27 protein-coding genes are annotated in these 25,022 nt (G+C 30.4%); 1 reads left to right on the top strand and 26 read right to left on the bottom strand.

The window, feature by feature from the left end:
* Nucleotides 1–8: 8 nt before the first annotated feature.
* The 20 genes from LFT63_RS01505 to LFT63_RS01410 form a co-directional block, all read right to left on the bottom strand.
* Nucleotides 9–632 (bottom strand): MBL fold metallo-hydrolase, encoded by a 624-nt coding sequence (locus LFT63_RS01505; RefSeq protein ID WP_029055747.1) that lies wholly within the window; start codon nt 630–632, stop codon nt 9–11.
* Nucleotides 633–635: 3 nt separating this feature from the next.
* Complete coding sequence (locus LFT63_RS01500; RefSeq protein ID WP_017636254.1) at nt 636–959, bottom strand: MTH1187 family thiamine-binding protein; 324 nt, start codon at nt 957–959, stop codon at nt 636–638.
* Complete coding sequence (locus tag LFT63_RS01495) at nt 959–1,945, bottom strand: ROK family glucokinase (protein ID WP_017636255.1); 987 nt, start codon at nt 1,943–1,945, stop codon at nt 959–961. Before LFT63_RS01495 ends, LFT63_RS01500 begins: the two co-directional genes overlap by 1 nt.
* Nucleotides 1,942–2,145 (bottom strand): YqgQ family protein, encoded by a 204-nt coding sequence (locus LFT63_RS01490; RefSeq protein ID WP_340767798.1) that lies wholly within the window; start codon nt 2,143–2,145, stop codon nt 1,942–1,944. The genes LFT63_RS01495 and LFT63_RS01490 overlap by 4 nt, the downstream gene beginning before the upstream one ends.
* A complete protein-coding gene (locus LFT63_RS01485) occupies nt 2,135–3,589 on the bottom strand; it encodes a rhomboid family protein (RefSeq protein WP_029055746.1) in 1,455 nt (484 codons plus the stop codon). Before LFT63_RS01485 ends, LFT63_RS01490 begins: the two co-directional genes overlap by 11 nt.
* Nucleotides 3,586–4,140, bottom strand: a complete 555-nt coding sequence (locus LFT63_RS01480) for a 5-formyltetrahydrofolate cyclo-ligase (RefSeq protein ID WP_029055745.1) — start codon at nt 4,138–4,140, stop codon at nt 3,586–3,588. The genes LFT63_RS01485 and LFT63_RS01480 overlap by 4 nt, the downstream gene beginning before the upstream one ends.
* Before the next feature lie 238 nt (nt 4,141–4,378).
* On the bottom strand, nt 4,379–4,528 hold the full coding sequence (rpmG, locus tag LFT63_RS01475) for a 50S ribosomal protein L33 (protein WP_017636259.1): 150 nt from the start codon (nt 4,526–4,528) through the stop codon (nt 4,379–4,381).
* A gap of 117 nt (nt 4,529–4,645) precedes the next feature.
* Nucleotides 4,646–6,727 carry a peptidoglycan D,D-transpeptidase FtsI family protein gene (locus tag LFT63_RS01470; RefSeq protein ID WP_340767797.1) on the bottom strand — a complete coding sequence of 694 codons (2,082 nt, stop codon included), beginning with the start codon at nt 6,725–6,727 and terminating at the stop codon, nt 4,646–4,648.
* 261 nt (nt 6,728–6,988) lie between these two features.
* Nucleotides 6,989–7,588 (bottom strand): superoxide dismutase, encoded by a 600-nt coding sequence (locus tag LFT63_RS01465; protein WP_017636261.1) that lies wholly within the window; start codon nt 7,586–7,588, stop codon nt 6,989–6,991.
* A gap of 260 nt (nt 7,589–7,848) precedes the next feature.
* Entirely contained in the window at nt 7,849–8,268 is a 420-nt protein-coding gene (locus LFT63_RS01460) for a Fur family transcriptional regulator (protein WP_017636262.1), read from the bottom strand.
* On the bottom strand, nt 8,258–9,118 hold the full coding sequence (locus LFT63_RS01455; protein WP_017636263.1) for a metal ABC transporter permease: 861 nt from the start codon (nt 9,116–9,118) through the stop codon (nt 8,258–8,260). The genes LFT63_RS01460 and LFT63_RS01455 overlap by 11 nt, the downstream gene beginning before the upstream one ends.
* A gap of 42 nt (nt 9,119–9,160) precedes the next feature.
* Nucleotides 9,161–9,931: a metal ABC transporter ATP-binding protein gene (locus LFT63_RS01450; RefSeq protein ID WP_017636264.1), complete on the bottom strand. Its 771-nt coding sequence runs from the start codon at nt 9,929–9,931 to the stop codon at nt 9,161–9,163.
* A 111-nt stretch (nt 9,932–10,042) separates the two neighbouring features.
* Nucleotides 10,043–10,930 carry a deoxyribonuclease IV gene (locus LFT63_RS01445; RefSeq protein ID WP_029055743.1) on the bottom strand — a complete coding sequence of 296 codons (888 nt, stop codon included), beginning with the start codon at nt 10,928–10,930 and terminating at the stop codon, nt 10,043–10,045.
* A gap of 9 nt (nt 10,931–10,939) precedes the next feature.
* Entirely contained in the window at nt 10,940–12,283 is a 1,344-nt protein-coding gene (locus LFT63_RS01440; RefSeq protein WP_029055742.1) for a DEAD/DEAH box helicase, read from the bottom strand.
* A 55-nt stretch (nt 12,284–12,338) separates the two neighbouring features.
* Nucleotides 12,339–13,442: a Nif3-like dinuclear metal center hexameric protein gene (locus LFT63_RS01435; protein WP_340767796.1), complete on the bottom strand. Its 1,104-nt coding sequence runs from the start codon at nt 13,440–13,442 to the stop codon at nt 12,339–12,341.
* Nucleotides 13,432–14,121 (bottom strand): tRNA (adenine(22)-N(1))-methyltransferase, encoded by a 690-nt coding sequence (locus LFT63_RS01430; RefSeq protein WP_340767795.1) that lies wholly within the window; start codon nt 14,119–14,121, stop codon nt 13,432–13,434. The genes LFT63_RS01435 and LFT63_RS01430 overlap by 11 nt, the downstream gene beginning before the upstream one ends.
* A 120-nt stretch (nt 14,122–14,241) precedes the next feature.
* Nucleotides 14,242–15,345, bottom strand: a complete 1,104-nt coding sequence (gene rpoD / locus LFT63_RS01425; protein ID WP_029055739.1) for an RNA polymerase sigma factor RpoD — start codon at nt 15,343–15,345, stop codon at nt 14,242–14,244.
* Nucleotides 15,346–15,687: 342 nt separating this feature from the next.
* On the bottom strand, nt 15,688–17,496 hold the full coding sequence (dnaG, locus tag LFT63_RS01420) for a DNA primase (protein WP_208970238.1): 1,809 nt from the start codon (nt 17,494–17,496) through the stop codon (nt 15,688–15,690).
* A gap of 60 nt (nt 17,497–17,556) precedes the next feature.
* Nucleotides 17,557–18,375, bottom strand: a complete 819-nt coding sequence (locus tag LFT63_RS01415) for a pyruvate, water dikinase regulatory protein (protein WP_340767793.1) — start codon at nt 18,373–18,375, stop codon at nt 17,557–17,559.
* A gap of 11 nt (nt 18,376–18,386) precedes the next feature.
* Nucleotides 18,387–19,010 (bottom strand): helix-turn-helix transcriptional regulator, encoded by a 624-nt coding sequence (locus LFT63_RS01410; RefSeq protein ID WP_081581202.1) that lies wholly within the window; start codon nt 19,008–19,010, stop codon nt 18,387–18,389.
* A gap of 334 nt (nt 19,011–19,344) precedes the next feature.
* On the opposite strand from LFT63_RS01410, the gene LFT63_RS01405 reads away from it, so the two are divergent.
* Nucleotides 19,345–20,736 carry a glycine--tRNA ligase gene (locus LFT63_RS01405; protein WP_029055737.1) on the top strand — a complete coding sequence of 464 codons (1,392 nt, stop codon included), beginning with the start codon at nt 19,345–19,347 and terminating at the stop codon, nt 20,734–20,736.
* Nucleotides 20,737–20,827: 91 nt separating this feature from the next.
* Here the strand turns inward: LFT63_RS01405 and recO are convergent, their stop codons facing one another.
* Genes recO through LFT63_RS01375 form a run of 6 tightly spaced genes read right to left on the bottom strand, consistent with a single transcriptional unit; the run spans nt 20,828 to nt 24,692 of the window.
* A complete protein-coding gene (gene recO, locus LFT63_RS01400) occupies nt 20,828–21,589 on the bottom strand; it encodes a DNA repair protein RecO (protein ID WP_176745296.1) in 762 nt (253 codons plus the stop codon).
* 27 nt (nt 21,590–21,616) lie between these two features.
* On the bottom strand, nt 21,617–22,516 hold the full coding sequence (gene era / locus LFT63_RS01395) for a GTPase Era (RefSeq protein ID WP_017636275.1): 900 nt from the start codon (nt 22,514–22,516) through the stop codon (nt 21,617–21,619).
* Nucleotides 22,513–22,920, bottom strand: a complete 408-nt coding sequence (gene cdd, locus LFT63_RS01390) for a cytidine deaminase (RefSeq protein ID WP_017636276.1) — start codon at nt 22,918–22,920, stop codon at nt 22,513–22,515. The genes era and cdd overlap by 4 nt, the downstream gene beginning before the upstream one ends.
* 9 nt (nt 22,921–22,929) lie before the next feature.
* Entirely contained in the window at nt 22,930–23,274 is a 345-nt protein-coding gene (locus LFT63_RS01385; RefSeq protein WP_017636277.1) for a diacylglycerol kinase family protein, read from the bottom strand.
* Between the two features lie 2 nt (nt 23,275–23,276).
* Entirely contained in the window at nt 23,277–23,744 is a 468-nt protein-coding gene (gene ybeY, locus LFT63_RS01380) for an rRNA maturation RNase YbeY (protein WP_017636278.1), read from the bottom strand.
* Complete coding sequence (locus LFT63_RS01375; RefSeq protein WP_340767792.1) at nt 23,745–24,692, bottom strand: PhoH family protein; 948 nt, start codon at nt 24,690–24,692, stop codon at nt 23,745–23,747.
* Between the last annotated feature and the right edge of the window lie 330 nt (nt 24,693–25,022).

Here is a 25,022-nt window from a genome sequence, read left to right as displayed (position 1 = left end):
GTTTTACTTTAACCATTTAAAAATGGATTTAATTGTTCATCATCAACAGTTGTATAAGTACCGTGGCCTGGGAATAATGGTAAATCTCCATCTAATTCGAATAATTTATCTTTAATAGAATCTACTAAAGTTTCATAATCGCCTTTGTATAAATCTGTTCTACCAATACCATTATTAAATAATGTGTCACCGACTACTGCGAATTTTTTGAAAACAAAAGATAAACTTCCTGGTGAGTGTCCAGGTGTATGCAATACATCAAATGTAAAATCACCAATTTGAGCTGGTCCCTCATCAAGTGATTTTGGTTTGGCCTGACTTATAACTTGAGGCATACCATATTGTTTGAATTTTGATGCACCATTTTTTTCTGGATCATTTAAGAAGTCGAATTCTTCTTTATGCATATAAACTGGTACATTATATTTTTCTATAATATCGTCTAATGCCCCAATATGATCGTAATGGGCATGTGTCAGTATAATAGCTTCTAAAGGTTTATTAATTTGATTTAATTTTTTTATAATTTTATCAGATTCACTAGATGGATCTACGAGTAATACTTTGTTTTCATTTTCAATAAAATAGGTATTAGTATCTACTAAACCTAAAGTTAAACTAGAAATTCTCATGATTTATTCCCCACTATTATCTAAATGTTTTTGTACAGATTTTAATTTATCATTCATCTTTCTAGATTTATCTCTGCGATCATCAATTCTTATATTTGTACAAACTCTATCTAATCCTTTATCAAATGGTAATTCATGTATTGCTTGTACAACTTCGAATAAATCCTTTAAATCACCTTCAATAAGTGTATTCATAGGTGTTAATTGATAATCGATTTTACCTTGATCTTTAAATTCTTTTAACTTTGTTTGAATTTCAGCGATGTATTTACTAACGCTTGGCCCTTCAGTACCTACTGGAATAACTACTACGTCAACAATTGCCATTATTTTACACCTTCCTTATCTAAAATATATGTTTTGATAAGTCCTGCTGCACCTGTAATACCTGCATCATTACCTAATTCTGCTTGTACAATTTCTGTTTCATGTTGAGCTGGATTAAACGTTAAATTACGATATTCAGTTTTAATATTTTCAACTAAAATTAAACCAGCTGTAGACATTCCACCACCTAGTACAATGTATTTAGGATTACTAGTAACACTAATAATACTACATAAATAAGCGATATAATTTGCTACTTTTTCAGTGATAAAGATACAGAATTGGTCACCTTCTTTAGCTGCATCAAACACAGCTTTAGCTGTAACTTCATTATCTTTTATAAGTTGTAAAATTGAAGATTTAAACGTTAATTTTGGATAATAAAAGTTAACTAAATTGACAACACCTGTAGCAGAGGCAACCGTTTCAATACAGCCTGATTTGCCACAGTTACATTTGAAACGTTGGTCGAAATCAGCTCTAAAATGGCCAATTTCAGCACCTGAACCATTATGACCATGTACTAACTCACCATTTGAGATAATACCTCCACCAAGGCCTGTACCTAATGTGATAGTTACAACATCGTCAGCACCATTACCAGCACCTTTATGTTTCTCGCCTAATGCAGCAACATTGGCATCATTATCAACATACACTGGACAATCGATGAAATTTTGATAGATTTCAGTGACATTAACATTGTTGTCCCAATGTAAGTTAACAGCTCCGTTAACGATGCCTGTTTCAAAATCTACAGGTCCAGGAACTCCAATACCAACACCGATTACATCAGACATGTTGTAATTTAATTCTGCAATTTTTGCTTCAAATGATTCATGTATATTTTTTAAAAGTAGTTTTCCTGTATGATCAGTAGTGTCTGTATGAATTGACCATTTTTCAATTCTATCTAGATTAGTATTAAAAATACCTAATTTACAAGTAGTCCCACCAATATCAGCAGCTAAAATAATTTTTGTCATTTATGTTCATTCCTTCTTTGGTTTATTATCAATATACATTTAAGATATTCATCTTTAGTTAATAATTCATAACTGTATAAAGATTTGATTTCTTGTAACATCATTTCATACATATCTTCTGGATCTTTGAAATAGATGATATATCCATATTTTTTTAATAATTGCAAAACATCATAGAAATTATTAATTTTATGAGTCACTTTTCTCACTCAACTCTTTTTCTAAATTTTTATATTGAGCATTTTGAGGATTAGCTTTTCTAGCTTTTTTAATATATTTTAAGGCTTTACTTTTATCTTTTAGTGAACGATTAGCAATTGCCATTTCATAATTCAATGCACCTGAATTAGGAAACAGCCTTAATCCACGTTCCCATTCCGCCATTGCTTCAGCTTTAGAACTTTTAGCAGCTGTAATTAAACCGCTTAGGTAATATGTTTGATCATCAGCGTAATCCTTTTTAATAGATTTATTTACAATTTTTCTAGCTTCATCATAATTACCGGATAACATTTGATCCCGAATTAATTTATCATAAATATTATCTTCTTTAATACTAAAAATTCTTATCTGCATTGCCACAAACAATACTAATAAAATAATCAGTAGTATCCAGAAAATATTACGGTTAACAGTAAAATAATAACCAATTAAGGTAATTAAGAGACCACCAATAAACCCGCCTAAATGTGCCATTACATTAATATTAGACATGAATATTGATAATCCGATTAAAATAACTAAAGCTATTAATAATTGGCCAATTACTTTTTTATCAAAGCTTTTACTTAAATATAAAATTGCAAAAATTGAACCAATAAGCCCAAAAATAGCACCACTGGCACCAACAGAAATCGTTGTGGTATTAAATGATAAAGAAACAAAATTTCCAAATATGCCTGCAAATAAATAGATGGCTAACATACGCCATGAACCTAATACCGATTCAACTATTTTACCAAAAATAAAAAGTGAAAGCATATTCATGAGTATATGTTCAAAATTAAAATGTAAAAACATTGAGGTAACTAAACGATACCATTCACCATGTACGACGTTGAAATGTACTAATCCACCTACATCAAGTAATTTTACATCAGAAAAACGATTAAAATAAAGTATCATGCATAGCCATAAGACTATATTAATTATTATTAAGGAATATGTAACTGGTGAAAAGCGTTGCATATGTTTATCTAAGAGATTAGATGAAAGAACTTTGTTTCTATAAAAGATAGATGTCTTTTTAGAATCCTCTCGATTTATCATTTTAGATAAAATAACATTTGGCATTGCAAGTTCTAATTCCCTCTCATCACTAATCCTTCTAAATTTTATTTTTTGCGGATAGGTTTCATCTAATGATTCAGTCGATAATGATTTATCAGTAAAATAATAAAATAGAATTGTTTGAGGTTGAAAGCCAGCTAGTTGTTCTATATTTTCCTTATTTTCAATAACTCTGCTTTTATCAAACCGAATTTCCTGAGTCGTAGTGATATGATTCGAAAAAATTACAATTGTTTTCTTTCTTTTGTTACTTAACCAAATTTCTTGGTCATCTTTTTCTCTATTAATTACATCGTAGTTTAAATACCTAATCCAGTAATAAATGGTTTTCCAAAATTGCTTTTTAATGTTCATGTATGCCTCCATTGGTGGCTATTATAAATAATTAATTGATCGACCGGTTGATCGTGTGTATCGGGTTGAAAATCAGTTAATTGAAAATCATATAGCAAACTTATTGTATTGGTCTTGAAATTTGATAGAAAGCGATCATAGTAACCCCCTCCATATCCTATTCGATAGCCATCTTTTCTAAAGCCAACACCAGGTACGACGATTAAATCTAAATGATTGGAAGTATTTGATTCAGAAACTGAATGATTAATACCTTTTTCATCTTTTTCTATGTCATTAATATTTAATAATTGTTTAAAAGTCATAACTTTAGTCTGATAATTAACTTCAGGTACATATACTTCTTTATTATCGTTTAAAGCTTGTTGAATCATTTGATATGTATTTACTTCATGTGACAATGACAACACAAATCCTATAGAAGATGCATTTTGATATGCTTGAGAATTAATAAGTTCTGTGGCTAACCAATTGTCTGCCTCATTTTTCTGCATGCTATTATGCTGTTTCATTTTAGTTAAAATATTAGCTCTTATATTTTTTTTGCTCAAATTTTCACCTACTTTTACTACCCCATATTATAACGTTTATCTAATTTTATGTCATTATGTTGACTAAGATATTAACTTTTTAATTATATTAAAATAAGTGATTGTACAAATTTTGTTAAAAGCTTTGAATAAAATGAGGTTTTGTAAACATAAAATATTTGACTATAAAATTTAAAAAGACGAAATTCCGTCTGAGGAATTTCGTCTTTTGGTATTGAATATTTGTTAAATAAATTAATTATTTAGTTTCACGGTGTAAAGTTTGTTTATTATCACGTGCACAGTATTTTTTCATTTCAATACGTTCAGGGTTAGTTCTTTTGTTTTTTGTAGTGATGTAGTTTCTTTCACCACATTCAGTACAAGCTAATGTAACGTTAACGCGCATGATTATTCCTCCTTACCTTTTCTAAATACGACCTTTACATTATACCAATTACTTTATTAATTGCAAAGTAAATTTTAAGAATCTGTATCAATAGTTTGTAATTTATTTAAATTTTAATTATTTATCACTACTATTTTCAGTGCTATCTCCATTTTTATCTTTATCTTTGAAATAATAATTGATAACATCTCTTCCTAAGTCTCCACCGTTTAACCAAGGTGGTGGAACTGGTTGATTGGTATAGACAATAGAAAATGCTAGTTTTGGATCTTTAATTGGTGCATAACCAATATAAGTTGAGTTTACTCTAGATTCCCCATCTTGGAATACTTCTGCTGTTCCTGTTTTACCTGCTGAAGGTACAACTGTGTTTTTAAAGCTAGCATAACCGGTACCATCTTTTTCATTAAATGCCATTTTGAATCCGTCTTGAACTTCATTTATTTCTCTTTGAGAATTATTTACTTTATTCAATACATTACCTTTAATTTTTCGTTTTACCGGTCCTAGTTCATCTTTATTAGTTGAATCGTGTATAGACAGTCCAATATGCGGTTGAATTCTATAACCATCATTTGCGATTGTTGATACATATTGAGAAAGTTGCAATGGTGTATAAGTATCGTATTGACCAATAGATAAGTCTAAGTAATTACCTGGATTATTAGTTAATGGTTCAATTTGACCATTTGTTTCATTTGGTAAATCTATACCTGTTTTAACACCAAGACCAACTTGATTTAAACCTTTTCGAAGCTTTTGACCAGCTAATGTAATATCGTTTGGTAATGGCATACCAGAATAATATGGATCTCCAGCTAATTTTAAGGCTGTTTTAAACATATAAACGTTTGATGAATGCATAAGTGCTTCTTTATCATTTATTGTCACTCGACCATCTTTATTAAAGTATGAACGTTTAGTTAAACCGCCCTGGAATTTTAATGGTTCATCGACCATTTTTTCTCCTACTTTAATGGCATGATTTTGATAACCGGCAAGTAAAGTTCCGCCTTTTACCGATGAACCTACTGCAAATTGAGCAGTAAAGTTACCAATATCATAATCTGTTAATTTACCGCTTTTACTTATTTGTTTACCAGCCATAGCTAAAATGTCACCATTTTTCGGATCTTGAACAACTATCATGGCATTGTCCATATCTTTAGCACCTTGACTACGTAATTTTTCAATTTGTTTATCTAATAATGATTCCACTTTTTTCTGTAAATCAATGTCTATTGTTAATTGTAAATCATGTCCTCTAGAACCTGGATTAATAACTTCAGATTTTATTACTTTACCAGATTTATCAGTCGTATATTTCATTTGTTTCTTCTTACCACGAAGTACATCTTCATATTGATATTCTAAATATGATTTACCGACACGATCATTGCGTGAATAACCTTTAGATAAATATTGTTCAGTTAGTTCTTTAGGCAAACCTTCTGTAGATGTTGAAACTTCGCCAAATATACCTCTAAGCGTATCTTTATATGGATACTTTCTATCCCAATCCATAGATGTATTTACACCAGGTAACTTAGATAATTGTTGAGATACTGCAGCGCATTCTTTTTCTGTTACATCCTCATTTTTAATAGTTTGCGGATCTAGTGTACTACCTGCATTCATCTCACGGTATATAGCTAAAATTTGTAAATTTTTGTCAGATAAGTCATCTAATTGTTTTTTACCAATTTTCTTTCTTTGCTGTTCATCATATTGTTCTTGTGTAATGCTACCATTTTCTAATAGAGATTGTTCTTTTTTCATTAAAGCTTTAGCTTTTTCAGGGTGTAAAGTGACCCAGAAGTCTTTTTCGTCTCTATCAGTAATTTTGTCAGTATCCATTTTGATTAATGATGATAATTTTTTAGCTGTATCTAACATTTCTTTTTGTGAGGTTTTACGACCTCTAGTATATGTAATCGCCATTTTAGAGGCATTATCAACTAATACTTTACCATTACGGTCTACAATACGACCTCTAGGCACAGATTCGTTCACAGTGATATTCTCATCGCTTTTGATTAATTGCTTATAATGAGAACCCTGGGCAATCTGTAGGTAACCGAGTCTGAGTACTATAATTGCAAATATAAACACAACCAAACCAAAAATGAAATTAATTCTCCGGTTCATCGTGTTTCTTACTTTTTCATCATTTGATTTTTCCTTTAATCTTTTAAGCAAAACAACCTACCTCTATTCAAAGTATCTCTTTAAAATAATATATGAAAAACAAAAATTTTTCTATCATTTTGATAAAAAAGTGAACAGACATTAATTAAAACACTATCGTTTTTTATTTATGACGACCTTTTTGTAATCCTTATTTATAATTAATTTTACATTCAAATCATTTTCATTAATAGACATAATATCATATTAATCATAGAAAAAAGAGCCTAGAACATTATAACAATGTTCTAGACTCTAACATCAAAATATAAATTATTTTGCAGCGTTATATAATTCGTCAACTTTATTCCAGTTAACTACATTCCAGAAAGCGCTGATATAATCTGGACGTTTGTTTTGATATTTAAGGTAATAAGCGTGTTCCCAAACATCTAAACCTAAGATAGGTGTTTTACCTTCAGTTAATGGATTATCTTGGTTTGGAGTTGTAACGATTTCTAATTGCCCGTTATTTACTACTAACCAAGCCCAACCTGAACCAAAACGAGCTGCTGCTTTGTCAGCAAATTCTTTTTTGAATTCATCTAAAGAACCCCATTGTTCTTTAATTTTATCTACTACTTCACCTTTTTCTTCTGAGTTAGGTGTTAGTAATTCCCAGAATAATGAGTGGTTTAAGTGTCCGCCACCATTATTTCTAACAGCAGTTTGGATATCAGAAGGTACACTGTCTAAATTAGCTACAATTTCTTCGATTGATTTAGCTTCTAAATCAGTACCTTCAACTGCAGCGTTTAATTTTGTTACATAAGTGTTATGGTGTTTATCATGGTGAATCTCCATAGTTTCTTTATCGATGTGTGGTTCTAATGCGTCAAATGCATATGGTAATTTTGGTAATTCAAATGCCATAAATAATCATCCTCCTAAAATGTCTGTATCTTAATCATAACAAGCAGTCACAATTTCGACAATAAATGTGCTTAATATATAACTGCTAATTATTGTTACATGTATTATATATCTCAAAACGATGATATTTAAACATTTATTTACTATAATTAGTGAATTCGTACTAATGGAGTATGTTTTTTTAGTATTTATGTGTATTTTCGCTTTCTAATATAAAAACTAGCCATAGTCTTCTTGTCGATAGACTATGGCTAGTAAGATTAATGATTTACTTTTTGACATTTTTCACAAGTACCGTAAACTTCGAGTTTGTGAGTATGAATATCAACATTTGGTAAATATTGTTTAACTTGGTCAATTGGACAAAAATCAATAACTTTAGTATCACCACAATTTTCACATATAAAATGATGGTGATGATGATTAGTACAAGCGATTCTAAATTTCATTTCTCCATCTAGTTCAGTACTTTCAATAATTGCTAAGTCTTTAAATAAATGAAGGTTTCTATAGATGGTATCAAAAGATATACCTGGATAATCTTTATCCATAACTTGTTGAATATGTTTAGCATTAATGTATTTATCTTCTTTAACAAATATATTAAGCATATCGTTACGTTTATCTGTATATTTTAAACCATTATCTTTTAATATTTTAATAGCATCACTAGTGTTCATATTTACGATCCCCTTTTTGTGACTTTAATTTTAACTTTTGATAAGTCATTGTAATCATTAGCATAATGACTAATAGTACTACAATCACGCCACCAGGTGAAATATTAATGTAAAATGCGAGAACTAATCCAAGTATCACTGATAATTCACCTATGATGATACTAAGGATAATTAATTGTTTGAATCCTTTTGTCCAACGCATCGCTATTGCTACAGGTAAAGTGATTAACGCACTAACTAACAATATACCTACTACTCTCATAGAAGCAGAAATAACCATTGCAACAACTACAATAAATAAAAACTGAATCCATTTTGGTATTCCTATAACTTTACTATACTCTTCGTCAAAAGATAAAATAAATAACTCTTTATAAAATAAAGTTATGAATAATAAAACTAGTATTGTAATGAAGATAATTGTAGTTAAATCACTGAAATTAACTGCACTAATTGAACCAAATAATAAACCAACTATCTCTTGATTAAAACCATCTGCTAATGAAATAAATATAGCACTTAAGGCAATACCTGCACTCATAATAATTGGAATGGCAATTTCTTGATAATTAGTATATGAGGTACGCAATTTTTCAATTAATAATGCACCAATAATGGCGAATAATATTCCAAACCACATAGGATTAATGAAAGTTAGTGCTGGCAATACTGTTATAATAAACATGCCAAATGATATACCGCCCAATGTTACATGGCTTAGTGCATCAGCAATAAGTGACAACCTTCGTACTACTATAAAAGCTCCAATTAATGGTGCTATAAATCCTATTAAGATACCACTGATCAAGGAGTATCTCATAAAATCAAAGTTTAATAATGCATCTATCACGAGTTACACTCCTCAAATTTATTTCTATGAATCGATTCTAATTTAGGTACAACATTCTCTATCATGTTGATGATCAACGAATTGAACTGGGTGTCCATATATTTTGGAAATTTCAACCTCATCAAGAGATTTAAAATCTTCAGTCGTACCATGAAAATGAAGATGTTTATTTAAGCATGCAACTTCTGTTGCTGTATCTGCTACTACACCAATATCATGTGTAACTAATATAATGGTTATGCCTTCCTTTTTTAATCGATCAAGCGTTTCATAAAATTCATTTACATGTTTAGCATCAATACCATTAGTAGGTTCATCTAATACAAGCACGCTAGGATTAGAAATCAAAGCACGTGCAATAAGCACACGTTGTTGTTGGCCACCTGATAATTCTGCAATGTTTTTATCAATTAAATGTTCTATATTTAATCTTTCTAAAACATGTTCTACTTTCTTGATGTCTTTATTATTAAAACGTTGAAAAAGTTTTTTTGTTTTAGTTAAACCACTTAAAACTACTTCTTTAACACTTGCTGGAAAACCAGCTGTAAACGAAGAGGCCTTTTGTGAAACATAACTTATTTTTAGAGCTGATTTATTATTTTTAATAGGATGACCATCTATAAAAATGTCGCCGGATTGTAATGGCAGCAAACCAAGTATGATTTTTAAAAGTGTTGATTTGCCGGCTCCATTAGGACCAACAATTGCTAAAAATTCACCTTTGTTAATTTTAATATTTATATTTTCTAAGACTTGTTTATGATCAAAATAGTAATCTATATTTTTAAGTTCAAATACTGGTGTAGTCATTTTTTCACCTCATTGTATACTATACATGTTGATGAACTTAATGTAAATAGTAATGCTTACGACTAATAAAAGACGTTACAGAAATATCTGTAACGCCTACTTTTAATATTATTAGTTTAAAATTTTATCTTTTAAATCTGGATCAAATGTCTGAGATTTTAACATTTCAATTTCATGTTTATAAGGTGGTTTCTTATTCTTTTTATCTTCACCAACATAAGGTGTTTCCAAAATTTTTGGAATGTCTTTGAAAGTATCGTGATGAACAACGTAATTTAATGCATCAAAGCCTATATGACCAAATCCAATATTTTCGTGTCTATCTTTATGTGCACCTTGTTCATTTTTACTGTCATTTACGTGTACGACTTTAATTCTGTCTACACCTATAATTTTATCAAATTCATTTAAAACACCATCAAAATCTTCTTTGATATTGTATCCAGCATCATGCGTATGACATGTATCAAAACAAATGGATAAGCGTTCATTATGTTTCACGCCATCAATGATACGAGCAATTTCTTCAAAGTTACGACCTATTTCAGAACCTTTACCTGCCATTGTTTCTAAAGCGATACGAACATTGTTATCATTTGTTAATACTTCATTCAGACCATCGATGATCTTTTGTATACCTACATCTGCACCAGCGCCAACATGAGAACCGGGATGTAATACAATATCTTTAGCCCCAATTGCTTGTGTACGCTCAATTTCGTTCTGTAAGAAATTGACACCTAATTCAAATACTTCTGGTTTAGTTGTGTTAGCAATATTAATGATATATGGAGCATGTACTACAATATTAGATAGACCATATTGTTCCATCACTTCATGACCTTTTGTAATATTTAAATCTTCAATACTTTTACGACGTGTATTTTGTGGCGCTCCTGTGTATATCATAAATGTTGATTCGCCAAATTTATGTGCTTCTTCTGCAGACCCTTCTAACATTTTTTTACCACTCATAGATACATGTGAACCTAATAACATCTTTTTCACCTATCCTTTTCTATTCTTTCTATCTTGACGATTTTGACGTTTACTGTATTGTTTACGCTCTTGTCGTTTCATTTTCTCAACTTCCTGCTTAAATTTCTTTTTATAACCAGGTTTAACTTTACGTTTGGTTTTACTACGTACTTTATTTTTAACTTCATTTGTTAAATGATCATCTTTACGTTGTCTAGTACGTCGAGTGTTATGCGCCTTGATAGGTGTAAGTTCATCATTTTTGATATCAACATTTTCGAAAACGTATCCTCTATCTTCGATTGCTGAAATATTTTCTTCTTCATCAGGACTATATAACGTAATAGCAACACCGTGATAATTACCACGACCAGTACGTCCAACACGATGAGTAAAGAAATCTATATCATTTGGTACATCGAAATTAATAACATGACTAACACCTTCAATATCAATACCTCTTGAAGCTAAATCACTCGCAATTACAAATTGGAAATCAAGATTACGTATGCGTTTCATTTGTTGTTTACGTTCACGAGGTGTTAATCCACCATGAATCATACCAACTTTGATACCTGCTTCATTTAATGAACGTGCTAATTCATCGGCATTGTCTCTACTATTACAGAATATAATACATAGGTATGGATTTAGAATATCTATTAATTTAAGTGTTTTTTCAACTTTGGCTGCACCTTTTGTAGGAATTAAATAAAATTCTATATTTTTCTTATTTTGAGACTGACTATCAACTTCTACAAAATCTGGTTGTTCTAAATATTTATTTAAAAATGGTTGTAGAGATTTAGGAATTGTTGCACTAAATACTGCAATATTTGAACTATCTTCTAGGCGAGATGCTATAAGGTCTACATCTTCAATTAAACCTAAATCAATCATTAAATCAGCTTCATCAATAATTAAATAAGAAGCTAAATGTGTGTGTAAATGACCACTTTTAGCTAAGTCATTAATTCTAGTTGGTGTACCAATAACTAATTGTGGTTGTTGATTACATCTTTGCTTGTCCTTTTCAATATCAGTACCACCAATAAATAGTTTTACGCTTACGCCTTCTTTAAAACTACTTAAATGATTAGCGGCTTGATATAGTTGTTGTGCAAGTTCTCTAGTTGGTGCTACAACAATAGCTTGTGGTTCTTGAATATTTATATCTATTAAACTAATTAAAGGTAATAAAAAGGCATGTGATTTTCCTGTACCTGTTTGTGACTGTCCAATAATATTAGTTTTCTTTAAAATTCTTGGAATAATTCGATTTTGAATTTCTGTCGGTTTTTCAAAATTTAAATCTTTAACTGCTTCAATCATACTATCTTCAAGACCGAAGTATTCGAATGGATGTTTTGCCATGTTATGGCCTCCTTATAAGTTCATCTTTACTATTATAATGTAATTGATGAAGATTTTAAATATATGTGAAAGGATCTGTATTAATATTAGAAGCAACAACTTTGATATCATTTGAATTTTCTTCTAATAACCATTCCTGTAGTAAAAGTTTTAATCCTTCTTTCATCACATATTCACTATAGTGGTTGATATCTAATAAATTTATTCCTTCTATTTTCGCATCTAATGCATCATGGTGTTTGATGTCACCGGTAATAAATATATCGGCACCTAATTGAGCAGCTTTATATTCAAAACCTATTCCAGAACCACCAATCATAGCAACTTTACTAATCATAGCATTTGAATTACCTACGTATCGAACACTTGGAATTTGAAGTTGTCTTTTCACTTGTTCTACAAAGTCCTCAATTTTCATTGGTTCTTTTAATTCTCCCATTATTCCTAAACCGTAATTACCTTCTTTATTCAATTCAATAAAGTCATAAACTGGTGTTTCATAAGGGTGATAGTGATGGATAGCTCGCTCAGTTAACTGACGTTGTTGATAAGATATCATAAATTCTAATTTCACTTCATCAACGTATTCTATTTCATCAATTGAACCAATATACGGATCTGCATCACCAACAGGTTTAAATTGACCTCTCCCTTTACTTTCGAAGAAACAATATTCATAATCGCCTTCTTTAGCAAGACCAATATCATTGAGCTGTTGTTTAAATGTTTCTAGATGATCTTCAGGTATAATTGTTTGAACTTTATAGTATTGAATTGGTTCTTTATTAATTAACTGTGTATGTTGTAAACCAATTTTGGAAGCTAACATTGCATTTACACCATTAGGATTAACATCTAAATTCGTATGCATAGCTATTAAATTAATATTATTTTGAATAAGTAATCTGATTATTTCGCCATATCCTTGATTAGTAATTGATTGAATGCCTTTAAAAATAAGTGGATGATGACTAATAATGGTATTAACATTTTCATTAATTGCTTGTTGAACAACATCAATAGTACAATCTAATGCTGTTAATATTCCATTCACTTCTTGAGATTCATCGCCTATTAATAAACCTACATTATCCCATGATTCAGCAGTATTAAACGGAACATGCTCATCTAACATAGCCATTAATTCATTAACTTTCACTATTTAACACCTCTTTAATCAATTTTATTTCTGATTCTATTTCATTATATCGATGTAAGTGTAATTCTGGATTGAGTTGTTGCTTAATCTTTTCTAATGCCTTCAATTCTCTTTCCCATTTATTATAAAAATGTTTATTTTTATTTTCTAGCAAAATAGGACCGAATTTGAGTTCATATTCATTATATTCAAAAGGTGAAGTTTGGTATTCGGCTATAACTATTTCATAGATATGGCCTTTTTCTTCTAAAATGATTTCATCTAAAATTTTGTATTGAATACTTTGTAATAATGTTCTTACATTCTGAGTTTGAATATTACTTTGTAGTATTAATCTAGGATGAGAATGTAATTTATTTTGGCCTTCTTTTAATATTTTAGCTATTAAAGGCCCTCCCATGCCACATAATGTTATATTATCTATTTGTTCATTGTCACGAATTACGCTAAGACCATCACCTAGTCGCACTTCAATTTCATTATCCAGTTCATTTGCGTTAACATTCTTTTGAGCAGCTTCAAAAGGTCCTTTGATAACTTCACCAGCAATTGCTTTAGTACATAAATTAGACTGAATAGCAAAAATAGGTAGATATGCATGATCGGACCCAATATCGGCAAGTGTACCTTGTTTAATAAATTCTGACACTTTTAACAATCTTTGGTTTAATGTGATCACTAAGGTATTCTCCTTTATTTTATTAAAATCATAAATGCCTCTATATGTATTAAAATAATAAATCATCTGTTTATAAAAAATAAAGACTGGGACAAGCTTTATGCCCCAGTCCAAAACTATTTAATCCATAAAGTCTTTAAGACGTTTACTTCTACTTGGATGTCTTAACTTTCTTAATGCTTTAGCTTCAATTTGACGGATACGTTCTCTAGTTACGCCAAACACTTTACCAACTTCTTCAAGTGTTCTAGTTCTTCCATCATCAAGACCAAATCTTAAACGTAAGACATTTTCTTCTCGGTCTGTTAAAGTATCTAAAACATCTTCAAGCTGTTCTTTAAGTAACTCGTATGCAGCATGGTCTGAAGGACTTTGTGCTTCTTGGTCTTCAATGAAATCACCTAAATGACTATCATCTTCTTCACCAATAGGTGTTTCTAATGATACAGGTTCTTGAGCAATCTTAAGGATTTCTCTAACTTTTTCAGGTGGTAAATCCATTTCTTCACCAATTTCTTCAGGTGCAGGGTCACGTCCCAAATCTTGTAATAATTGACGTTGAACACGAATTAATTTGTTAATTGTTTCAACCATATGCACGGGTATACGAATAGTACGAGCTTGGTCAGCAATAGCACGAGTAATTGCTTGACGAATCCACCAAGTTGCATAAGTAGAGAATTTAAATCCTTTATTGAAGTCGAATTTTTCAACTGCTTTAATTAGACCCATATTACCTTCTTGAATTAAATCAAGGAATAACATACCTCTACCTACATATCTTTTAGCAATACTTACTACTAAACGTAAGTTTGCTTCAGCTAATCTAGATTTAGCTATTTCGTCACCTTGTTCAATTCTTTTAGCAAGCTCAATTTCCTCTTGTGCACTTAATAAGTTAACACGTCCGATTTCTTTTAAATACATACGTACTGGATCGTTAATCTTAACGCCTGGAGGTGCACTTAAATCATTAGGATTTAATTTAGCATCTGTATCTGAATTGTCTTTTTCATTTACTAATGTGATATCATTGTCATTTAATTGATCAAAGAAATCATCCATCATATCAGAATCCATTTCGAAATTCTGTAATTTTTCAGCAATTTCTTCGTGACTTAAATGACCTTCTTTTTTACCTTTTTCAATTAATTGTTTTTTAACATCTTCCATTGTTAAAGTCGGATCAATTGTTTGTTTTTTAATTTTAACTTTATCAGACATGAAACGGCCTCCCGGTATTAATATAAACTTTCAATTTATTCATTTTTATTATTAGTAATTTGATTATAATGATGGTAATGCTAATAAAATATAGACTAAATTTCATATTTTCGTTTAGTTAAAAGCAATGTATTTTCAATGTTGCGTTAAATAAGCCAGTAGATTAATCATCTTCTGAAAAATATTACTTTCTTATGAAATATCAGTCAAAATAACTCCCTTTAAAATACATATAATCATTCTGAATAGTCATTTTTAGATATTATTTGTTTACCCAATGTAAATACATGGTAACCATTCATAAATCTCTAAAATACAACGATATCATAAATTTTTGTAAGATTACATTCTACTTTTGTTTTTATTAACAATTAATTGAAGATAATATTTTTGTAGTTCTGTATCTCCTATACGAGTTGCTTCTCGCAATTTATGATTTAAAACTTCTAAAGATTCGCCATCTTTATTCTCGTTTATGATATTAATATAATCTTCTAATTCTTGTTCAAATGGTTCTTCATTTAAGTTATATGAATCAAGTGATATCAACGCTTCTCTTAAGTCATTATTTTCTATATATTGAATCATTGTACTTAATTGGTAAACATCATTATTAGAAAAATAATCATGCAAAGTATTAAATATACGCTTGAAATACTCATTTGTAAAGTCGTCAGAATTGACTTTTTGATAGTAATTTAAAAATGTATCTTTATCTTGCATAAAGTGTTTTAACAAGGAACGTTCTGCCTTTTCATGACGATTCAATTGATTGAATTGTATCGTTTGTTGCGGTGGCTCGTTATAAAAATAAGATTGATCTGGGTAAGAAGACTGAACATTTTGTGTTTGCTGTTGATGAGCCACTTCATAGTCCAAAGTCTCAAAACTAACTTTAAACAATTCTGAAACGTCTTGCAATACCTTTTTCTGAAGTATGGATGAACGCATTAAAGCTATATCCTGAGTTACTTCTTTTAAATATCTTTCATAAGCCAAATCATTATTTTGAATTTCATCTTTATGTGTTTGAACTTTAAACAAGACGAAAGATTTTTTATCTTTTTGAACAAATTCTAGAAATGCTTCATTTCCATACTTTCTAATATATTCATCTGGGTCCATATCAGAAGGCAATTGAACGACAAATACATTTAAACCTTGCTCTAAAAGCGCTTGTCCAGTTTTTAATGTTGCTTCTTTACCTGCAAAATCTCCATCAAACATTAAAGTAATATTGGATGTTAATTTTTTTATGAATGTGATATGTTCATTTGAAAGTTGAGTCCCCATACTTGCTACAACAGATTTCAAACCAGCATGGTCTGACTTAATAACATCCATAAAGCCTTCAAGTAATATAATTTCATCATTTTTTCTTATATTTTTTCTAGCTTTATCGAGATTATATAATAACTTTCTTTTCTGGAAAATAGGTGTTTCTGGACTGTTTAAATATTTAGGCTCTTGATTAGTATAGGTTCTTGCTGAATATCCAACAATTCTTCCTTGAGCATTTTTAAGAGGAAACATAATTCTATCTCTAAATCGATCATAATAGCTAAAGTTTTCCTCATTTCGAGATAAAAGTCCCGCTTCATACGCTAATTCGATATCATAACCTTTTTTCTCTAAAAAATCATGACAAAAATGAGACGAATTAGGCGCATAACCAATTCCTCTTTCTTTAATTAATTGTTCTGGAAAATCACGTTCTTTCAAATAATTAAGCGCTTGTTCACCTTCAACAGTTTTCATAAGTGCATAATGGTAATATTCTTGCATGAGTTCATGCATTTCTATCATTTGTAAATCATCAGTTGCGATTTGTGTGTTTGTATTTTGATATTGGCTATTACCCACATCAACTGATATATTGACACGTTCGCCTAACTCTTTTACAGCTTCTGTAAAGGAAATATCTTTTATTTCTTGTGTGAATTGAAAAACATTGCCACCCTTTTTACAACCGAAACAATGACAGATTTGTTTATCTTCTGACACAGTAAAAGAAGGGGTCTTTTCATCATGAAAAGGACACAAACCGATATAATTGCGTCCTCTTTTTTCAAGTTTTACATATTCACTTACTAAATCAAGTATATCTGTCTTATCTTTGATTTCATTAATGACCGATTGTTCTATACGCAAAATAAATCACCTATTAAATATTAGTCTTAATATTATACCTTTTTTATGCATTAAATGAAATTATTTTGTTTTATTATTTTCAATATAATAGATGATGTCATTAGCTGTCTCTTCAATTGCTTTATCTGTTACATCTATAACTGGACAACCAACTTTCTCCACTAGTTCTTCAAAATAATTTAATTCTTCTTTTATTCGTGCTTCAGTAGCATATCTTGCTGTGTCACCAAGACCAAGTTGTTTTAATCTTTCTTTTCGTATTCTATTTAATTTTTCTTCACTAATTTTTAAAGCAATACATTTTGATGAATCAATATTAAATAGTGCATCAGGAGGTGTAACTTCTGGCACAATTGGTATGTTCATGACTTTATAACTTTTATGAGCTAAATATTGTGATAGTGGTGTCTTTGATGTTCGAGAGATACCTAAAAGGACGATATCTGCTTTTGGTAAACCTTTAGGATCTTTCCCGTCATCATATTTAACAGCAAACTCAATTGCATCAATCTTTTTAAAATAGGCATCGTCTAATCTATGGACAATACCTGGTTCATAGTAAGGTGTTTCTTCAATTGAACCAGATAATAAATCCATTAAAGGTCCCATAATATCAACTGATTTTAAATTATGTTCTTTTACTTTATCTACCATATATTTTTTGATTTCTGGTTTAACCAAAGTATATACGATGATAGCATCTGTATCTTCGGCTACTTGAACCACTTCATCTACGTTTTCAAATGATTCTATGTATGGGTAACGTAAAAATTCATGTTTACATTGCTTAGGATTAAATTGTGAAACACCTGCACGAGCAACTAACTCTGCAGTTTCTCCAATTGAATCTGAAGCAACAATTATGTTTATATTATCCATCTATTAACCACCTATTCTTTAAATAATGATACAAATAATTTTGTAATTGTCGTTTTAGATACTCTTCCAACGACTTCATATTTTTGATTATCTTTTAATCTTACAATGGGAATAGCATCTATTTCTTTATCTATCATTTGATTAGCAGCATAGATAATTAGTTCACTTTCTTCTAAATAAGTAAGATTAGGCATACGAGTCATATTAACGCTAATCGGCATTGTATGAATATCATTTCCAATCATTGAAGCTCTCAATAAATCTTTTCGTGAACAAACTCCAATAAAATCATTATCCTTATTTGTGATAAACAAAGTACCAGCATCTTCTAAAAATATAGTACAAATGGCATCGTAAACCGACATATCTTCTTTTACCACTACCGGTTGTGACATATAATCCTTTACAACATACTGGCGTAGTTGTTCATGGATGATTTTATTTTTAGATTTGCCTGAATAATAATAACCTACTCTAGGTCTTGCTTCTAAAAATCCTGACATCGTAAGAATAGCTAAATCTGGTCTTAATGTTGCGCGTGTTAAATTTAATTGATCGGCGATATGCTCACCTGTTATTGGTCCATGTTGCTTGACGATTTCAACTATTTGTTCTTGTCTTTGATTCAGTTCTATAGGTCTTCACCCCTCTTATATACATTATATATTATAACCGTTATTTTTATTTGCCACAAATACATATAAACGCTTGCTATTAAATATTTAATCAATTAGAATAATTATAAAGCGAGCTAAGGATGGTGTAAGCTTAGCATATAAATATTGGCATAAAATTAAATTTATTTTAAAGCGAGTGGCTACACTAATTTGGGTGGAACCGCGGGTTAAATGATATTTTAATGTATATGAATTATACTAAATAAAAATTAACTCGTCCCAAGATGATTAAGCATATTTAATTGTGTTTTATTGTCTTGGGGCGTTTTTATGTGTAAGGAGAGAATTATTAATGGCAAATGATATGGAACAAATCGTACAACTTGCAAAGCACAGAGGATTCGTATTCCCTGGTAGTGACATCTATGGTGGCTTATCTAATACTTGGGATTACGGTCCACTAGGTGTTGAATTAAAAAATAATGTTAAAAAAGCATGGTGGCAAAAATTCATTACACAATCACCATATAATGTTGGTTTAGATGCAGCTATTTTAATGAACCCTAAAACATGGGAAGCATCAGGACATTTAGGTAACTTTAATGACCCTATGATTGATAACAAAGATAGTAAAATTCGTTATCGTGCAGACAAACTAATTGAAGATTACATGCAACAAGAAAAAGGCGATGAAAACTTTATTGCTGATGGCTTAAGCTTTGATGAAATGAAAAAAATCATTGATGATGAAGGTATTGTGTGTCCAGTAAGTGGTACTGCTAATTGGACTGATATCCGTCAATTCAATTTAATGTTTAAAACATTCCAAGGTGTAACTGAAGATTCAACTAACGAATTATTCTTACGCCCAGAAACAGCACAAGGTATTTTCGTAAATTATAAAAACGTTCAACGTTCTATGCGTAAAAAATTACCATTTGGTATTGGACAAATTGGTAAATCTTTCCGTAATGAAATTACTCCAGGTAACTTCATTTTCAGAACACGTGAATTTGAACAAATGGAACTTGAATTCTTCTGTAAACCTGGTGAAGAAATTGAATGGCAAAATTATTGGAAAACATTTGCTAGTCAATGGTTAAAAGATCTAAATATTAATGAAGACAATATAAAATTACGTGATCATGATGCTGATGAATTATCTCACTATTCAAATGCTACAACTGATATCGAATACAAATTCCCATTTGGTTGGGGAGAACTATGGGGTATCGCAAGTCGTACTGACTTTGACTTGAAAAAGCATAGTGAACATTCAGGTGAAGATTTCAAATATCATGATCCAGAAACAAATGAAAAATATATCCCATATTGTATTGAACCTTCTTTAGGTGCTGATCGTGTAACATTAGCATTCTTATGTGATGCTTACGCTCAAGAAGGAGTAGAAGGAAGTAAAGATGAACGTACAGTCTTAAAATTCCACCCTGCTTTAGCACCTTATAAAGCTGCAATCTTACCATTGAGTAAAAAATTATCAAGTGAAGCAATTAAAATCTTTGAACAATTAAGTCAAACATTCTCAATAGATTTTGATGAATCACAATCTATTGGTAAACGTTACCGTCGTCAAGATGAGATTGGTACACCATATTGTATTACATTTGACTTTGATTCATTAGAAGATAATCAAGTTACAGTACGTGACAGAGATTCTATGGAACAAGTTCGTATGCCTATTTCAGAACTAGAGACATTCTTAGCAGAAAAAATTAAATTTTAATTATGTTGAGATAATTTCTCATTGATTAATACTAAAGACCGCAATCACAAGAGCTTTGTGATTGCGGTCTTTTATCTAGATTTTAAACTAATTATTTATCTAAATCATTTAATTCTAATCTTTTCAATTGATTGATTAACTTTTGACTTTTAAAAAACATGCCTGCATATTCTCTATAAAGCATTATCATTAATTCTGACATTTCATCTAAAATGTCTTGATGTATTTTTAGTTCATTCATCTTATCAATTGGTAATTTTAATAATATATCTAATAGATACAATGTTCTATTTGATAATTGTAATGCATGAGGGTCTTGATATGCTTCACTTTTTGAAATGGCACCATCAAATTTAAAACTATACCCTATTAATTGAGATTGGTCTGTATTGCCGCTAACAGCACATATATTAAACGAGGCAGAAAAACCATATTTATTCATACATTTGAGTAAGACTATGATAGACATTAATTGTGCAGATTGTCCTGAAGAAATTTTATTTAAAACAAACTGTAATAAGTCAAAATTAAATTTTGATATTTCTTCTTCTTCCATTGAACGGTCAATTGTTTCAGCACACAATGTCGCAAAGCTACTTTCATACAAATCAAGTTGTAATTCATAATGTTGATCAATGACATCTACAGAATTAAGTGTCCCCATACCTCGCCACTTATTATAAATAAATAAGCCATACACAAACATTTGTGTATGTGCTTGTAAACCTGTTTTAACTTTTTTAGCTCTTCTAGCCATCAGCGGTACTTTAGCGCCATGTTCGTTTAAAATCGTAATGATTTTATCTGATTCGCCATATTCTACAGATTTTAAAATAATCCCTTTTTGTTTCATTAACATACTAACTCACCATCTTTTGAGTTAATCTTGATCTTCTATATATCCAATTTGGCGAATAAAATTAACTTTATTTCTCCAATCTTTCTGAACCTTAACCCATAGTTCTAAATAAACTTTAGAACCTAAAAGCATTTCTATATCATGTCTTGCACGTTTACCTACTTCTTTAAGTTTTTTGCCACCTTTACCGATAACAATCCCTTTTTGAGAATCACGTTCTACATAGATAGTAGCTTCAATACGTACACGATCTTCATCTTCTTTAATCATACGGTCAACATTTACACCAATAGCATGCGGAATTTCTTCGCTTGTTAAATGTAAAATTTTCTCACGAATGATTTCACCTACTACAAATTGTTCTGGGTGATCGGAAATTTGATCATCAGGATAATATTTTGGTCCCTCTGGTAAATAAGATTTTAAAACATCAATAAAATGATCAACATTTAAACCTTCTAACGCAGAAATTGGAATAATTTCAGTAAAGTCCATATATTTTTGATACTTTTCAATTTGTGGCATTAGCGCATCTGGATGAACTAAATCAATTTTGTTTAATACTAAAAATACAGGTGTCTTTAAATCTTTTAGCATATTCATGATATATTCATCGCCACGACCGATATCTTCATTAACGTTGACCATAAACATAATTGCGTCTATTTCAGAAAGCGTATTTGTTGCCACTTTCATCATATAATCACCTAATTTATGTTTAGGTTTATGAATCCCAGGTGTATCAATAAAAATAATTTGAGCATCATCTCTAGTCATTACACCCTGAATTTTATTACGTGTAGTTTGAGCTTTGTCAGACATAATTGCAATTTTATGACCTATAACTCTATTTACAAATGTAGATTTACCTACATTAGGTCTTCCTATAATTGAAACAAATCCTGATTTATGTTCTGTCATTTATTTAAATCCTTTCCAGAAAATCCGTATGGTAATAATTCTTTAACTGATGATTCAATCATATCACCTTTGTGATTAGTCATATATACTGGCATATCATCGTCGCATAATTCTTTCAATACTTGACGACATTCCCCACAAGGTGAAGATGGTTGATCAGCGTCTACAGTGACAGTAATTGATTCAAAATCACCGGGCTGATAACCAGCAGATATCGCAGAAACTAAACTAGCTCTTTCAGCACAAATTGACATTGAATATGCTGCATTTTCAACATTCGTTCCGTAAAATGTACGTCCATCCTTAGCTTTTAAATAGGCGCCTACTTTAAAATGACTATATGGTGAATAAGATCTTTGTTGTGCTTCTCTGACTTCTTTAAAATAATGAGATTGATAGCTCATGTTGCCCTCCTATAATAAATTAATAAAATATGGAATAAAAACGATTAAACCAATTAATAAAGCTAAAATTGACACAATCATTACACTAAATGCAGCAATGTCCTTTGCATATTTGGCATAATCATGATATTCAGATGTAACAAGGTCTACGACGTATTCTACTGCAGTATTAATCGCTTCAAAAGCTAGGACTAAACTTATTGCTAATAGAATAAATAACCACTCTAAGCGATTGATATGAAAAATGAAGCCAAAAACAATTGCAATAATACTAGCATAAATGTGAAGAGAAAATTTTTGGTCTTTAATTAATAGTGTTTTCAAGCCATTGAGTGCATAGCTAAATCTTTTCACGATTAATCTCTCGTCAATCCATAAGCATTTAATATAGCATCTTGACGACCAAACATTTCTTTTTCATCTTCTTCATTCATATGATCATATCCTAATAAGTGAAGAAAACCATGTAACGCTAAAAACCCTAATTCACGTTCAAAAGAGTGACCATAAGACTCTGCTTGTTCTTGTGCAACATCCGTACATATTATAATGTCTCCCAATACTCTTGGAATATCAAATTCGCTTGTATCAATTTCTGGCTCATCTTCTTCTAAAGCAAATGATATTACATCTGTCACTTTATCTTTATCTCTGTACATTTTATTAATTTCTTGAATTTCAGTTTTATCAACGAAGGTTATGGATAATTCAGCATTTTCATTAATTTGCTCTTCTTGTTTAGCGAAGTTCAATAAATTTTCTATTTGTTCATACCAATCATCATTCACTAATTCTGTGTGATCACTAAAATCTATTGTAAACATTTAGTCCTCTCCTTCGTATCTATCTATGATTTTACTTACAAGTGGATGTCTTAATACATCGTCTTGCTCTAGTTTCATGATACTAATTCCTTTAACGCCATGTAGTTTTTTTACTGCTTCTTTCAAACCACTATTAACACCTTTTGGTAAATCTATTTGTGTTTGGTCACCAGTTACTACCATTTTTGAACCAAAACCTAAGCGCGTTAAGAACATTTTCATTTGTGCATGTGTTGTATTCTGTGCTTCGTCTAATATTACGAATGCATCATCTAATGTTCGACCACGCATATATGCTAAAGGCGCGATTTCAATAATACCTCTTTCAATGAATCGAGCTGTTTGTTCTCTACCTAATACAGTATTCAATCCATCATAAAGTGGTCTTAAATATGGATCAACTTTTTCTTTTAAATCACCTGGTAAGAAACCTAGTGATTCACCTGCTTCAACAGCTGGACGTGTTAACACAATACGTTTAACATTCCCTTTACGCAATTGTTTAGCAGCATATACAACAGCTAAAAATGTTTTACCTGTACCAGCAGGTCCAATACCAAATACTAAGTCATTTCTATTCATAGCATTGACATACATACGTTGTCCCATTGTTTTAGCGCGGATAGTTTTGCCGAACGCATCTTTTGTTATTTCTTCTTCATATAAATCTAAAAGTTGTTGAATGGTTCCATTTTCTGCCATCTTAATAGCAGCTTCAACATCTTTAAGCGTAATATTATTTCCCAATTCAATCACTTTTAATAAATTGGTTAGAACTAATTCGGCTTTTTCTACATGCTCAATTTTTTCACCTTTAACAGCGATTTCTTGTCCACGAGCATGAATTACGACATCAAAACTATCTTCAATAGCTTTTAAATGTTCATCATTATTTCCAATTAAAGCTTGGGATTGATTAATGTCGTCGATTTGAATTATTCCAGGCATAAACGCGCTCCTTTTCAAATTACAGTTTTATAATTCAATACACCCATTTTAAGGGCTAACATACTTATATTATACCATTCTTGAACATATATTAATTAAGATTCGTTTCAATTTAAATAACAATTTACTATAAAACTAGCTTTTTCAATAACGAAGTGAGCTATCATAGACTTAACCTTTTAAAACAAGAAGTGGTAATACAACTAAATTTTACTAAATTCTAAATATCTACTCAAATTTTATTAATATAAGTAATAAAAAAGATACTTCTAAATAGTATATTTAAACGTAGTATTTAATGTCAAAAAAAGCCCGAGACATTTCTGTCCC

The sequence above is a fragment of the Staphylococcus sp. FSL H8-0121 genome (genome assembly GCF_038008425.1).
GTDB lineage: Bacteria > Bacillota > Bacilli > Staphylococcales > Staphylococcaceae > Staphylococcus > Staphylococcus pasteuri.
This window is presented reverse-complemented; position numbering and strand designations above follow the sequence as displayed.

Excerpts from the sequence above, each read along its gene's own strand:
- LFT63_RS01505 (WP_029055747.1), bottom strand. The coding sequence starts at position 632 with ATGAGAATTTCTAGTTTAACTTTAGGTTTAGTAGATACTAATACCTAT.
- LFT63_RS01500 (WP_017636254.1), bottom strand. The coding sequence starts at position 959 with ATGGCAATTGTTGACGTAGTAGTTATTCCAGTAGGTACTGAAGGGCCA.
- LFT63_RS01495 (WP_017636255.1), bottom strand. The coding sequence starts at position 1,945 with ATGACAAAAATTATTTTAGCTGCTGATATTGGTGGGACTACTTGTAAA.
- LFT63_RS01485 (WP_029055746.1), bottom strand. The coding sequence starts at position 3,589 with ATGAACATTAAAAAGCAATTTTGGAAAACCATTTATTACTGGATTAGG.
- rpmG (WP_017636259.1), bottom strand. The coding sequence starts at position 4,528 with ATGCGCGTTAACGTTACATTAGCTTGTACTGAATGTGGTGAAAGAAAC.
- LFT63_RS01465 (WP_017636261.1), bottom strand. The coding sequence starts at position 7,588 with ATGGCATTTGAATTACCAAAATTACCATATGCATTTGACGCATTAGAA.
- LFT63_RS01460 (WP_017636262.1), bottom strand. The coding sequence starts at position 8,268 with ATGAACACTAGTGATGCTATTAAAATATTAAAAGATAATGGTTTAAAA.
- LFT63_RS01450 (WP_017636264.1), bottom strand. The coding sequence starts at position 9,931 with ATGACTACACCAGTATTTGAACTTAAAAATATAGATTACTATTTTGAT.
- LFT63_RS01445 (WP_029055743.1), bottom strand. The coding sequence starts at position 10,930 with ATGTTATTAGGTTCACATGTATCTATGAGTGGTAAAAAAATGTTAGAA.
- LFT63_RS01440 (WP_029055742.1), bottom strand. The coding sequence starts at position 12,283 with ATGGCAAAACATCCATTCGAATACTTCGGTCTTGAAGATAGTATGATT.
- rpoD (WP_029055739.1), bottom strand. The coding sequence starts at position 15,345 with ATGTCTGATAAAGTTAAAATTAAAAAACAAACAATTGATCCGACTTTA.
- LFT63_RS01415 (WP_340767793.1), bottom strand. The coding sequence starts at position 18,375 with ATGGATAATATAAACATAATTGTTGCTTCAGATTCAATTGGAGAAACT.
- LFT63_RS01405 (WP_029055737.1), top strand. The coding sequence starts at position 19,345 with ATGGCAAATGATATGGAACAAATCGTACAACTTGCAAAGCACAGAGGA.
- recO (WP_176745296.1), bottom strand. The coding sequence starts at position 21,589 with ATGAAACAAAAAGGGATTATTTTAAAATCTGTAGAATATGGCGAATCA.
- era (WP_017636275.1), bottom strand. The coding sequence starts at position 22,516 with ATGACAGAACATAAATCAGGATTTGTTTCAATTATAGGAAGACCTAAT.
- cdd (WP_017636276.1), bottom strand. The coding sequence starts at position 22,920 with ATGAGCTATCAATCTCATTATTTTAAAGAAGTCAGAGAAGCACAACAA.
- ybeY (WP_017636278.1), bottom strand. The coding sequence starts at position 23,744 with ATGTTTACAATAGATTTTAGTGATCACACAGAATTAGTGAATGATGAT.
- LFT63_RS01375 (WP_340767792.1), bottom strand. The coding sequence starts at position 24,692 with ATGCCTGGAATAATTCAAATCGACGACATTAATCAATCCCAAGCTTTA.